The sequence below is a fragment of the Methylobacterium amylolyticum genome (assembly GCF_030700245.1).
Classification (GTDB): Bacteria; Pseudomonadota; Alphaproteobacteria; order Rhizobiales; family Beijerinckiaceae; genus Methylobacterium.
This window is the reverse complement of the sequence record NZ_JAUYZI010000053.1, coordinates 24715-36233: the sequence shown is the minus strand read 5'-3', so window position 1 is coordinate 36233 and position 11519 is coordinate 24715. Positions and strand designations below refer to the sequence as shown.

Sequence of the window (11519 nt, the reverse complement as noted above, 5' to 3'; positions counted from 1 at the left end):
CAGGGCGATCGCTTCAGCTTTTTGGCTTTGGCTTGGGAGCGGTGCTGCGGGGGGCTGAGGTTTGTGATTCACGGCGGGCTTTGCGTCTGCGGAGCCGCCGATGCCGTCCTCGCTGTCGATCCTCGACCACTTCTCGACCCTGACCGACCCGCGCCAGCGCTGGCGGGTGATCTACCCGCTGCCCGAGATCCTGCTGCTGGTGCTGTGCGCCACGCTGTGCGGCATGGACGACTTCGTCGAGATCCGGCTGTGGGGCGAGCGGCGCCTGGACTTCCTGCGCCGCTTCCTCCCGTACGACCGCGGCCTGCCCGCCCACGACACCCTCAACGACGTCGTCAACGCGCTCGACGCCGACCTCTTCAAGACCTGCTTCACGGCCTGGGTCGAGCGCCTGCGCGCGGTCGAGCCGGATCTCATCGCCATCGACGGCAAGACCTCCCGGCGCTGCCACGCCAAGACCAAGGGCCGGGCCGCCCTGCACACCGTCTCGGCCTGGGCCTCCCGCCAGCGCCTCGTGCTCGGCCAGGAGGCGGTCGCCGACAAGAGCAACGAGATCACCGCCATCCCGCGCCTGCTGGAGCGGCTCGAACTCCGGGGCGCGCTGGTCACGATCGACGCGATGGGCACCCAGACCGCCATCGCCGAGACCATCGTGGCCCGGGGCGGCGACTACCTGCTCGCCCTCAAAGGCAACCGCCCCGCCACCCACGACGACGTCGTGCGCTTCTTCGCCGCTCCGGGCGACCTGATCGCCGACACCCACCAGACCGTCGACAACGACCACGGTCGCCTCGAACACCGCCGCCACAGCGTCTGCCACGACGTGAGTTGGATCGGCTCGGATCGCCGCTACCCGCACGAGCCGCACATGCCCCATCTGGCGATGATCGGCATGGTCGAGACACAGGTCGAACGCGCCGGCAGGATCGAGTGCGAACGCCGCTACTACCTCGCCTCGGTCAAGCTCGATGCCAAGACCTTCGCCGCCGCCGTGCGCGCCCACTGGCACATCGAGAACCGCCTGCACTGGGTGCTCGACGTCGTCTTCCACGACGACCTCGTCCGCCTGCGCACTGGATCGGGTCCGCAGAACATGGCCGTGGTCCGCCACATGGCCATGAACCTCGTGCGCGCCCCCCACGACCGCCACAGCCTCAAGGTCCGAAGAAAGCTCGCCAACCTCGACCCGGACTACCTCGAAACCCTCATCCGACAGAACCCGAAGACCCCGCCGTTAACCTGAAGCGATTCCCTTGGCTCGCCGATCGGTCCGCGCCAGTGATCGGGTCGCCGAAGTCGGGGCTCGCCCGTTCGGACGACCGGTGCGGCCCCGGTTCGAACCGGCTTTGACGGTATGGCCGCCCGTGCTAACCGGCGGGCCGAGAAGCCTTTAGCAGCCCCGCGGCGTCCGCGACGTTCGGCGCCGTGCGCAATCGAGGATTCAGCCGCCTTCATGCCGCCAGACGCCGACACGCCCGCACCGCAGGCCCCGAACCGCTCATCGAGCTATTCCTACGAGGAATTGCTGTCCTGCGGGCGCGGCGAGCTGTTCGGGCCCGGCAACGCGCAGTTGCCGCTGCCGCCGATGCTGATGTTCGACCGCATCACGTCGATCGGCGCGGACGGGGGGGCCCACGGCAAGGGCCACGTGCGCGCCGAGTTCGACATCCGCCCGGACCTCTGGTTCTTCCCCTGCCATTTCCAGGGCGACCCGGTGATGCCCGGCTGCCTGGGCCTCGACGCGCTGTGGCAGCTCGTCGGCTTCCATCTCGGCTGGCTGGGCTCGCCGGGGCGCGGACGGGCCCTCGGGGTCGGCGAGGTGAAGTTCGCCGATCAGGTGCTGCCGACCGTCCGCCAGGTGGTCTACGGCGTCGACCTCAAGCGGGTGCGCCAGGGCCGGCTGGTGCTCGGCATCGCCGACGGCTGGCTGGAGGCGGACGGCAAGCGGATCTACGAGGCGAGCGACCTGCGCGTGGCCCTGTTCCAGAGCTGAGCGCCCGCGCGAAAACCGCGCCGCGTCGGCAACGCCCGGCGTTCTCGGCGGTTGAGATTGGACCGGCTTGCCCCTAGCTGACCCGAACGCGGTGCGGGCTCCCGACGCCGCGACGGAGGTTTGGTCGTCTCATTATGCGCCGCGTCGTCATCACCGGGATGGGCATCGTCTCGTCCATCGGCAACACCACGCAGGAGGTCCTGGCGTCGCTGCGCGAGGCGCGCTCCGGCATCGCCCGAGACGCGTCCTACGCCGAGCACGGCTTCCGCAGCCAAGTGTCCGGAGCCCCGGACCTCGACCCCGAGGGGGTCGTCGACCGGCGCGCCATGCGCTTCCACGGCGGCGGCACTGCCTGGAACCATGTCGCGATGGATCAGGCGATCCAGGACGCGGGCCTCGAAGCCGGCGACATCTCGAACCCGCGCACCGGGATCATCATGGGCTCCGGCGGTCCGTCCACGCGCGTGATCGTCGAGGCCGCGGCCACGGCGCGGGAGAAGGGCCCGAAGCGGATCGGTCCGTTCGCGGTGCCCAAGGCGATGTCCTCCACCGCCTCGGCGACGCTCGCCACGTGGTTCAAGATCCGCGGGGTGAACTACTCGATCTCCTCGGCCTGCGCGACCTCGAACCACTGCATCGGCAACGCCGCCGAGATCATCCAGGCCGGCCGCCAGGACGTGATCTTCGCCGGCGGCTGCGAAGACCTCGACTGGACCCTGTCGGTGCTGTTCGACGCGATGGGCGCGATGTCCTCGAAGTTCAACGACGCGCCGGAGCGGGCCTCGCGGGCCTACGCGACCGACCGCGACGGCTTCGTCATCGCCGGCGGCGCCGGGGTGCTGGTGCTGGAGGAACTGGAGCACGCCAAGGCCCGAGGCGCGCGGATCTACGGCGAGATCGCCGGCTACGGCGCCACCTCCGACGGCCACGACATGGTCGCCCCGTCCGGCGAGGGCGCGGTGCGCTGCATGCGGCAGGCGCTCGAAGGCCTCAAGGGCGCGCGGATCGACTACATCAACCCGCACGCCACCTCGACGCCGGTGGGCGACGAGAAGGAGATCGAGGCGATCCGCGAGGTGTTCGGCCGCGGCGAGGCCTGCCCGCCGATCTCGGCGACGAAATCCCTCACCGGGCACTCGCTGGGCGCCACCGGCGTGCAGGAGGCGATCTACAGCCTGCTGATGATGAACAACGGCTTCCTCTGCGAGAGCGCGCATATCGACGAGATGGATCCGGCCTTCGCCGACATGCCGATCCTGCGCGAGCGCCGGGACGGGGTCAGCGTCGGCCACGTCCTGTCCAACTCGTTCGGCTTCGGGGGCACCAACGCCACCCTCGTGCTCAAGCATCCGGACGCGTGAGGCGGCGCGGAACCGACGATCCACCGCCGCGTTAAGCCGATGTTGACGGACGGTGGATCGCGATGGGCGTCTTCATTCTCGGAACGCTGGGTGGCTTCATGATCGCCGGATGTGCGGCGGTCTACGCCCGGCAAGCCCTGATCGAGGATGCGCAGTCGGAGACCGGCGGCCACTTCTGAGACTTCAAGTCGAGACCCTGCGACCCGCCTGACCAGCCCCGCCCCCGGCGGGGCTTTTTTGTGTCCGCCCGCTGCGTGGCGGCCCGTGCGCGGGCCGGATTGGACAGGCCGGCGAGCCCCGGGCTAAGGCACCGGGACGAGGCCGCCCTCGCGCCCGAGGCCCCGGCCCGCGTTCGGGATGATGGTTCGGCATGACGGGACTGATGGCGGGCCGGCGCGGCCTGATCTTGGGCGTGGCCAACGACCACTCGATCGCCTGGGGCATCGCCCGCACGCTGCACGCCCACGGCGCCCGCCTCGCCTTCACCTACCAGGGCGAGGCGCTCGGCCGGCGCGTGGCCCCGCTCGCCGCCAAGCTCGATTCCGACGTGGTGCTGCCCTGCGACGTGGAGGACATCGCCTCGGTCGACGCCGCCTTCGCCGCCCTCGACGACCGCTTCGACGGCAAGCTCGACTTCGTCGTCCACGCCATCGGCTTCTCGGACAAGGCGCAGCTCAAGGGCCGCTACGTCGACGTCACCACCCGCGACAACTTCGTGCGCACGCTGACGATCTCGTGCTTCTCCTTCACCGAGATCGCCCAGCGCGCCGCCAAGCGCATGTCGGAGGGCGGCTCGCTGCTGACCCTCACCTACGGCGGCGCCACCCGGGTCATGCCGAACTACAACGTGATGGGGGTGGCCAAGGCGGCGCTGGAAGCGTCCGTCCGCTACCTCGCCAGCGATCTCGGGCCGGACGGGATCCGGGTCAACGCCCTGTCGGCCGGCCCGATGCGGACGCTGGCCGGGGCCGGCATCGCCGACGCGCGGCTGATGTTCAACCACCAGCGCGCCCACGCTCCCCTCCGCCGCACGGTGAGCCTCGACGATGTCGGCGGCTCGGCGCTCTACCTGCTGTCGCCGCTCTCCGGCGGCGTGACCGGCGAGGTCCACTTCGTCGATTCCGGCTACAACATCATCTCGATGCCGCGCCCGGACGTGCTCCAGGCCCAGGACGCGGCCGGCGTCGTCGGCGACGCCTGAGGCTGCGCTACTCCGGGATGCGGCCCGGCGGCACCGGGCCGGCCTCGCCGCGCTCCCGCCGGGCGGCGCGCCGCTCCCGCTCCGCGCGGACGTCCGCGGGGGAGGGCGGGGCCGAGGGGTAGTTCGAGGCGAACGGGTTCGGCGGCGTCGCGCCGGAGCGCCCGCCGAACAGCGCGTCGAGGAAGCCGTCTCCCGCCTGCGCGGGCTGCGCGGCGAGGAGCAGGGCGAGGCCGAGGATCGGGCGGAGAGGCATCGGCGTCCGTAGGTCGGTGGGCTCGCCCCGCCTTGCCGCCGCTTTCGGGCGGATCGGAGGCCGCGGCGGAACCGGGCCGCCGCACGCGTGTTCGCGCAGGACGTTCAGGCGCGTACAGGAGGCGTGATGTCCGAGGTGACCTATCGCATCGTCGAGCACGACGGCGGCTTCGCCTACAAGGTCGGCGACGTGTTTTCCGAGACCTTCCCCAGCCGCGAGGAGGCCCTCCAGGCCGCGCAGGCCGCGGCCGCCGAGCAGCAGGTGCCGGGCTCCACGGAGGGCATCCGCTACCAGGACCAGGCCGGTGGCTGGCACGACGAGACCGCCCGCGGCGACGACCGGCCGACCGCCAAGGTCGAGGACTGATTGTCTTGGGGACCCGGCCGGTCCGGGCCGTGACGGGGGTTCGATCCGATCATGTTCGATCCGATCATGGCCGGGACAGGCGCTGAGACCGGAGCGGTGACACCGCGCAAATCCAAGGCCGGAGCGCGGAAGGCCAAGGCGCCCAAGGCCAAGGCGCTCAAGCCCGGAGCGCCCGCGCGGCCGAAGGGCGCCCGGCGCACGACGCCGTCGCCGGAGACCCTGGCGGCGCTCGGGCCGGACCGTCTGATCGACCTGATCCTCGGCGAGACCGCGCGCAACCCCGCCTTCCGCAAGCTGGTCACCGCGGCGCTCACCGCCCTCCAGGGACCGGACGCCGTCGCGGCGATGGTCGACCGGCGTCTCGCCGCACTGGAGAGCGCGCACGGCTACATCGACTGGCAGAAGCGCCGCGCCTTCGCCGCCGACCTCGACGCCACCGTCACGGTGATCCTCAAGGAACTGCGCCCGCTCGATCCGGACGCCGCCCTCGCGCGGCTGCGGCGCTTCCTCGGCGGCGCCGACGCCGTGCTCAATCGGGTCGACGACGCCTCGGGCGCGGTTCAGGGCATCTACGAGCGGGCCGGGGAGGCGCTGGTGGAGATCGCCGCCGCGCTGCCCCCGGCGGAAGCGGGCGGCTTCGCGGCGAGCCTCGTTCCGAGCGTGGCGGCCGACCCGTTCGGGCCGCTCGGCGGCCTGCTGGGCGACCTGATCCCGGGTCTCGCGGACGCGGCCCTGGCCACGCTCGACGCGGCGCTCGCGGAGGCGGCGACGTCGGCGACGGGAGGAGCGCGCTCCGGGTCGGGCTTGGGCACCGACGCGCGGCGCGCCCGGATCCTGCGGCTGCGCCAGGCGGTGGCCGACCGCCGGGGCGACGCCGACGCCTTCATCGCCCTCGGGCGGGCGTGCGGGTCCGAGCCCGACGGCGCCGCGGTCGCCCGCCGGCTCCTGGCGGCCGGACGGGCGGCGGAGGCCCTGGACTGGGTGCGGCGGCCGGCCGAGGGCGGCGCCCGGATCCTCACCCGCGGCGACCTCGTCGCCGGCCTCGACCGGGGCGGCCGCGAGCGCGAGCGGCTGGGCCTGGAGATCGAGATCCTCGACGCGCTCGGGCGAGGCTCCGAGGCGCAGGCCCTGCGCTGGGCCCGGTTCGAGACGGAGCTCGACGCGCCGATGCTGCGGGCCCACCTCGCCAAGCTCCCCGATTTCGAGGACGACGAGGCGCTCGCCCGCGCCCTCGACCACGTCGCCGCCTTCCCCGATCCGCACCGGGCGCTGCACTTCCTCGTCGCGTGGCCCGACCTCGCCCGCGCCGCCCGCCTCGTGCGGGAGCGGGCCGGGGCGTGGCGGGGCGAGCACTATCCGGTCCTCGCGCCCGCCGCCGACGCCCTGGCCCAGGACCACCCGGTCGCGGCCACGCTCCTCTACCGGCGGCTCCTCGACGAGATCCTGCGCGCGGGCCACAGCGGCGCCTACGCCCACGCGGCGCGCTACTGGCTCGAACTCGACGCGCTGGCCGCGCGGCTGGAGCCGGGCGCGGTGATGCCGGAGCCGGACGCGTACCGCGCGGCGCTCCGGCAGGCGCATGGGCGCAAGCACGCCTTCTGGGGGTTGATCCGGGATTGAACGACGGGTCCCGTTCGATCGGGCCCGTCCCACCCCGTCAGCTCACCGCGATCGCGTCGACCCGGTCGGGATAGAAGGCGACGTGGTCGCGGATCGCCGCGACCGCGGGGTAGGGGTCGTCGTAGGCCCAGACCGCGTCCGCCCGCCGGGTCGCGCCGACCACGAGGTCGTCGTAGCGCGCGTCGCCCTTGTACGGGCAGTGGCTGGTGCGGCGCGACGGGACGAAGCACTCGGGCCGGATGTCGGCGCGCGGGATGTACAGCACCGCCGGGTAGCCGGCCTCCTCCAGGCGCAGGGCGCGCTCCGTCTCGGCCACCGCGACGCCCGCGAGCATCACCCGCACGCGGCCGGGCTGCGGCGCGATCGTGATCGGATGATCGGGGCCCGGGATCTTCATGGGGTCTCTCCATCGTCACGGGGTCTCGCCGTCCGGCTTCAGCTCGATCGTGCCCAGGGCGTCGGCGAGGCGGGTCGTGGCGCTGCCGGGCCGCAACGGCTTCTGCTGGCTCTCGTGCGGGGTCCATCCCGACAGCCACAGCACCTCGAAGGTCGCCCGCACCCGGCCGTCCGGATCGGCGAACCGCTCGGCGTAGAGGGCGGCCGCACGCAGCAGCGTCGCCCGCCGCGTCGGGGCGCGGCGGCGCTCGGCGAGCGCGTTGGTCAGGCCCATCGCCCGCAGGTCGCGCATCAGCCCGAAGGCGTCGGCGTAGCGCACCGTCAGGGTATCGGTGTCGGCCACCGGCAGGGCGAAGCCCGCCCGCTGGAGCAGCCCCCCGGCCTCGCGCACGGCCGCGAACGGCGCCACCCGCGGGCTGACGCCGCCCTCGACCTCGCTCTCGGCCTGGACGAGGCACTGACGCAGCTCGGTGAGGCTCGCCCCGCCGAGCAGGCAGCCGACGAACAGCCCGTCCGGTCGCAGGGCCCGGCGGATCTGCACCATCGTCCCCGGCAGGTCGTTGACGGCGTGCAGCGCCAGCAGCGACACGCACAGGTCGAGGCGGCCCGGCCCGACCGGCAGGACCTCGGGATCGGCCACCGCGACGCCCCCGCCCGCCTCCGGCAGCGGCGCGAGGCGCAAGCGTCGCGCCTCCGGATAGCGCCCGGCGAGCACCCGCGCCGCCGCGTCGGTCGGCGTGCCGAGATCGAGGATCGACCCGAACGGGCGCAGCACGGCGCCGAGGCGGTCGTCGAGATCCTCCGCGAGGCGGTCCAGCAGGAAGCCGGCATAGCCGTCGGCGCGCGCCCGGGCGAGGCGGCGTCGAATCAGGGCGGTGTCGAACAGGGGGGGCGGCGTGCTCATCCGCCCCGCACATGGCGCGCCGGGGGGCCGACCGCCAGCACCGGCGACGCGATCACGCGCACGTGCGCGGGAGGCACGGAACGCGGCCGCGCTCGCGCCGTTCCTGTCGCGGACGGCTACCGGGCCGAGATCATTTGACACAGGAGAGTTCGGGATGAAGCGGCTGATCGTGGGTACTGCCGTGGCGCTCGCCGCCCTCACCGCCGCGGGCGGCGCCGAGGCGAAGGGCTGCATCAAGGGCGCGATCGTCGGCGGCGTCGCCGGGCACTACGCCGGCCACCACGGCCTGCTCGGGGCCGCCGCGGGCTGCGCCATCGGCCGCCACCGGGCGAACGCCCGGGCGCGGCAGATGGACCAGGGCACACGCCCCGTCTCGGCGCGCTGACGCCGGGCCCGCACGAGGAGCGCGGCCGGGGCCGCCTCCTGCGAACCGCGACCCGGGCCCTGCGCGCGCTGCCGCGCGGGGCCCTGGCGCTCATCTATTCGCCGACCTGCGCCGGCTGCGGCGCCGCCACCGCCGATCCCGGCGCCCTGTGCCCCGCCTGCTGGTCGGGCCTGCGGCTGATCGAGGAGCCCCTGTGCCGCCGCTACGGCACGCCGTTCGCCGTCGATCTCGGCGTCGGGGCGCTGCTGTCGCCGCGGGCGATCGCCGATCCGCCGGTGTTCGAGCGGGCGCGGGCGGTGGCGCTCTACGACGACGTGGCCCGCCGCCTCGTCCACCGCCTGAAATACGAGGACCGCCTCGACCTCGCCGGCCCGATGGCCCGGATGATGGCGGCGAGCGGCCGGGAGCTGATCGCCGAGGCCGCGTGCGTCGTGCCGGTGCCCCTGCACCGCTGGCGCCTGTGGCGCCGCCGCTTCAACCAGGCCGCCCTGCTCGCCCGCCCGCTCGCGGCCGGGGCGGGCCTGCCGTTCGAGCCCTGGGCGCTCGCCCGGATCCGCGCCACCCGATCCCAGGTCGGGCTGACCCGGGCGGGCCGCGCCGAGAACCTGAGCGGCGCCTTCCGGGTGCCGGCGGCCGAGGCGCACCGGATCGCCGGCCGCCGGGTGCTGCTCGTGGACGACGTGACCACCACCGGGGCCACCGGCAACGCCGCGGCCCGGGCGCTGCTGCGCGGCGGCGCCGCAGCCGTCGACCTGCTGACCTTCGCCCTCGTCGGCGACCCGGCGGGGTAGGGCGCTCTCCGCCGGCGTGGCCGCCGGTTCGGCGCAAGAGAGCGTGTCGGAACGAGGGCTTGGAGCCGCGCCTCAGGCCGCGCTCGGCACCGGCCCATGCCCCGGCAGGGACACGGCGAGGGTGAAGTCGAACGCCTCGGCGACGGTCTCGTACCAGAGCGAGACCGGGGTCGCCCGGTCGAGATGGACCGCGCCGTCCGCCTCCATCCCGTCGCGGCTGAGATCGGCCCCGTGCCGGGCGGCGAGGCGGATCATCGGCCCGTTCTGGGAGAAGCAGCGCACGTGCAGGTCGGTGACGCACCGGCTGCGCGCCGCCCGGGCGATGCGCGCGAACAGGACCGCGCCGAGGCCGCGGCGGCGGTAGGCCCGCTCGACCGCGAAGGCGGCCTCCGCCCGCGGGCCGAGGACGTAGCGCGACAGGCAGGGCCCGGCCGGGCGCAGCTCGCCGAGCCCGCGCAGCACCCCGGCGACGAAGGCGCCGTAGACGACCCCGTCGGCGGCGAGCGCCTGCGCGGCGTAGGCGGCGACGCCCGCGTCGCTGACGCTGCCCATGAAGCGGTTGGCCCGCGTGTCCGGGTCGAGGCGTCTGAAATAGGCGAGGACGGCGTCGCCGTCGCCCCGCCACAGGCGCCGGACGGTGGGCGCGGCGCGCCCGTCGTCCGGACCGGCGTGGTCTGGAACGGCCATGTTCGGTCTCCGGTTCTGAGCGCGTGGGCGCTCGGGGATCCGGACGTTCCTCCCGAAAAGGCTGCCTGCCGAAAGGCTGAGCTTCATCTCGCATCCCGGGCGACGTTGTGCAATGCAGCAAAATGACTGAGGCCGTTGGTGGGCAGTCTGCCATGCGCGCGGCGGATGGGACGGCCCGCGCCCCTCTGTCCCGTCCCGGACTTGATCTGGACGCGGCCGGCGCGGCACAGGGTGGGAGCCCGCGGCGGCGTTCGGCCGGCGCGGGACTCGCGGGCGGACGCCGCCGCGGCAACGATCGGCGGGGGACCGGGGCGGTGAGTCACACATCCGGGGCGGCGCGCAGCCCGTCTCCCGAGGCGCGGGCGGGCGCCGTCTCGCCGGGCCCCGTCCACGACCGCTACGAGACGCTGGTCGCTACGGGAGCGATCGAGCGCGACCCGGCCCAGATCCGGCTGGTCCGCGCCCTCGACCGGCTGATCCAGGACCTCGAACGGCGCCGGCGCGCCAGCAAGGGCAGCGCGCTGGGCTGGCTGTTCCGACGCCGCGACGAGCCCGAGCAACCGAAGGGGCTCTACATCTGGGGCTCGGTCGGCCGCGGCAAGACGATGCTGATGGACCTGTTCCACGAGGCCGCCCCGGGGCCGAAGCGCCGCGTCCACTTCCACGGCTTCCTCGCCGACGCGCACGAGCGCATCCACGCCTACCGGCAGGCGCTCAAGCGCGGCGAGGTGAAGGGCGACGATCCGATCGGGCCGGTGGCCGACGCGCTCGCCGACGAGGCGACGCTGCTCTGCTTCGACGAATTCACGGTCACCGACATCGCCGACGCGATGATCCTCGGCCGCCTGTTCAGCCACCTGTTCCGGCGCGGGGTGACGGTGGTGGCGACCTCGAACGTCGAGCCCGACAAGCTATACGAGGGCGGCCTCAACCGCGCGCTGTTCCTGCCGTTCGTCGACCTCCTGAAGGAACGGGTCGATGTGCTGCGGCTCGATGCCCGCACCGATTTCCGGCTTGAGAAGCTCGGCGGCGCCGCGGTCTACCACGTGCCCGCGGACGCGGCGGCCCGCGCGGCCCTCGACGCGGCCTTCAAGGGGCTGACCGGGAAGGCGAAGGGGCGGCCGGACACCCTGCGCGTCCACGGCCGCGACGTGAGCGTGCCGGAGGCGGCGACCGGCGTCGCCCGGTTCACGTTCGACGACCTGTGCCGGCAGCCGCTCGGCGCCTCGGACTACATGGCGGTGGCCCGCGCCTACCACACCGTCATCCTCGACGGCATCCCGGTGCTGGGCGAGGCCGAGCGCAACGAGGCCAAGCGCTTCATCACCCTGATCGACACCCTCTACGACGCGCACGTGAAGCTCGTGGCGTCCGCCGAGGCCGAGGCGAACGCGCTCTACACGGCGTCCACCGGCCGCGAGGCGTTCGAGTTCGACCGGACGGTCTCCCGGCTGATCGAGATGCGCTCGACGGAGTACCTCGGCCTGCCGCACGGTCGTCCGACCTCCGAGGCGTCGGGCGCCAGCACCGGGCTCGTCGAGACGTGAGCCGCCTGCGGCCGG

At 73.8% G+C, this 11519-nt stretch carries 13 protein-coding genes; 9 read left to right on the top strand and 4 right to left on the bottom strand.

Features of this window, described 5'->3' with window-relative positions:
- Positions 1-100: 100 nt before the first annotated feature.
- The 4 genes from Q8W71_RS26840 (at position 101) to fabI (ending at position 4555) form a co-directional block, all read left to right on the top strand.
- A complete protein-coding gene (locus tag Q8W71_RS26840; protein WP_305527267.1) occupies positions 101-1243 on the top strand; it encodes an ISAs1 family transposase in 1143 nt (380 codons plus the stop codon).
- 210 nt (positions 1244-1453) lie between these two features.
- The gene (gene fabA / locus Q8W71_RS26835) at positions 1454-1993 is read left to right on the top strand and encodes a 3-hydroxyacyl-[acyl-carrier-protein] dehydratase FabA (RefSeq protein WP_305528469.1); all 540 of its coding nucleotides are present in this window, start codon (positions 1454-1456) and stop codon (positions 1991-1993) included.
- Between the two features lie 134 nt (positions 1994-2127).
- Positions 2128-3354, top strand: a complete 1227-nt coding sequence (fabB, locus tag Q8W71_RS26830; protein WP_305528468.1) for a beta-ketoacyl-ACP synthase I — start codon at positions 2128-2130, stop codon at positions 3352-3354.
- 370 nt (positions 3355-3724) lie between these two features.
- Positions 3725-4555, top strand: coding sequence for an enoyl-ACP reductase FabI (gene fabI / locus Q8W71_RS26825; protein WP_305528467.1), 831 nt, complete (start codon positions 3725-3727; stop codon positions 4553-4555).
- 7 nt (positions 4556-4562) lie between these two features.
- Here fabI and Q8W71_RS26820 read toward each other — a convergent pair whose 3' ends face one another.
- Complete coding sequence (locus tag Q8W71_RS26820; RefSeq protein ID WP_305528466.1) at positions 4563-4808, bottom strand: hypothetical protein; 246 nt, start codon at positions 4806-4808, stop codon at positions 4563-4565.
- Positions 4809-4934: 126 nt separating this feature from the next.
- On the opposite strand from Q8W71_RS26820, the gene Q8W71_RS26815 reads away from it, so the two are divergent.
- Positions 4935-5174, top strand: a complete 240-nt coding sequence (locus Q8W71_RS26815; RefSeq protein ID WP_305528465.1) for a hypothetical protein — start codon at positions 4935-4937, stop codon at positions 5172-5174.
- Positions 5175-5225: 51 nt separating this feature from the next.
- Positions 5226-6794: a DUF6880 family protein gene (locus tag Q8W71_RS26810; RefSeq protein ID WP_305528464.1), complete on the top strand. Its 1569-nt coding sequence runs from the start codon at positions 5226-5228 to the stop codon at positions 6792-6794.
- Positions 6795-6831: 37 nt separating this feature from the next.
- Here the strand turns inward: Q8W71_RS26810 and Q8W71_RS26805 are convergent, their stop codons facing one another.
- Positions 6832-7191 carry a DUF427 domain-containing protein gene (locus Q8W71_RS26805; protein WP_305528463.1) on the bottom strand — a complete coding sequence of 120 codons (360 nt, stop codon included), beginning with the start codon at positions 7189-7191 and terminating at the stop codon, positions 6832-6834.
- A gap of 15 nt (positions 7192-7206) precedes the next feature.
- On the bottom strand, positions 7207-8094 hold the full coding sequence (locus Q8W71_RS26800) for a class I SAM-dependent methyltransferase (RefSeq protein ID WP_305528462.1): 888 nt from the start codon (positions 8092-8094) through the stop codon (positions 7207-7209).
- 154 nt (positions 8095-8248) lie between these two features.
- Here Q8W71_RS26800 and Q8W71_RS26795 point away from each other — a divergent pair, with 154 nt between their 5' ends.
- Together Q8W71_RS26795 and Q8W71_RS26790 are read left to right on the top strand one after the other, a co-directional pair.
- Positions 8249-8479 (top strand): hypothetical protein, encoded by a 231-nt coding sequence (locus Q8W71_RS26795; protein ID WP_305528461.1) that lies wholly within the window; start codon positions 8249-8251, stop codon positions 8477-8479.
- A 38-nt stretch (positions 8480-8517) separates the two neighbouring features.
- A complete protein-coding gene (locus Q8W71_RS26790; RefSeq protein ID WP_305528473.1) occupies positions 8518-9270 on the top strand; it encodes a ComF family protein in 753 nt (250 codons plus the stop codon).
- A 72-nt stretch (positions 9271-9342) separates the two neighbouring features.
- Here Q8W71_RS26790 and Q8W71_RS26785 read toward each other — a convergent pair whose 3' ends face one another.
- Positions 9343-9957: a GNAT family N-acetyltransferase gene (locus tag Q8W71_RS26785; RefSeq protein WP_305528460.1), complete on the bottom strand. Its 615-nt coding sequence runs from the start codon at positions 9955-9957 to the stop codon at positions 9343-9345.
- Between the two features lie 314 nt (positions 9958-10271).
- Between Q8W71_RS26785 and zapE the strand changes: the two genes are divergently transcribed.
- On the top strand, positions 10272-11504 hold the full coding sequence (zapE, locus tag Q8W71_RS26780; RefSeq protein WP_305528459.1) for a cell division protein ZapE: 1233 nt from the start codon (positions 10272-10274) through the stop codon (positions 11502-11504).
- The last annotated feature ends 15 nt before the right edge of the window (positions 11505-11519 follow it).

Bases quoted from the DNA above. Each gene is read 5' to 3' on its own strand.
- Q8W71_RS26840 (WP_305527267.1), top strand. From the start codon at position 101: ATGCCGTCCTCGCTGTCGATCCTCGACCACTTCTCGACCCTGACCGAC.
- fabA (WP_305528469.1), top strand. From the start codon at position 1,454: ATGCCGCCAGACGCCGACACGCCCGCACCGCAGGCCCCGAACCGCTCA.
- fabB (WP_305528468.1), top strand. From the start codon at position 2,128: ATGCGCCGCGTCGTCATCACCGGGATGGGCATCGTCTCGTCCATCGGC.
- fabI (WP_305528467.1), top strand. From the start codon at position 3,725: ATGACGGGACTGATGGCGGGCCGGCGCGGCCTGATCTTGGGCGTGGCC.
- Q8W71_RS26820 (WP_305528466.1), bottom strand. From the start codon at position 4,808: ATGCCTCTCCGCCCGATCCTCGGCCTCGCCCTGCTCCTCGCCGCGCAG.
- Q8W71_RS26815 (WP_305528465.1), top strand. From the start codon at position 4,935: ATGTCCGAGGTGACCTATCGCATCGTCGAGCACGACGGCGGCTTCGCC.
- Q8W71_RS26810 (WP_305528464.1), top strand. From the start codon at position 5,226: ATGTTCGATCCGATCATGGCCGGGACAGGCGCTGAGACCGGAGCGGTG.
- Q8W71_RS26805 (WP_305528463.1), bottom strand. From the start codon at position 7,191: ATGAAGATCCCGGGCCCCGATCATCCGATCACGATCGCGCCGCAGCCC.
- Q8W71_RS26800 (WP_305528462.1), bottom strand. From the start codon at position 8,094: ATGAGCACGCCGCCCCCCCTGTTCGACACCGCCCTGATTCGACGCCGC.
- Q8W71_RS26795 (WP_305528461.1), top strand. From the start codon at position 8,249: ATGAAGCGGCTGATCGTGGGTACTGCCGTGGCGCTCGCCGCCCTCACC.
- Q8W71_RS26785 (WP_305528460.1), bottom strand. From the start codon at position 9,957: ATGGCCGTTCCAGACCACGCCGGTCCGGACGACGGGCGCGCCGCGCCC.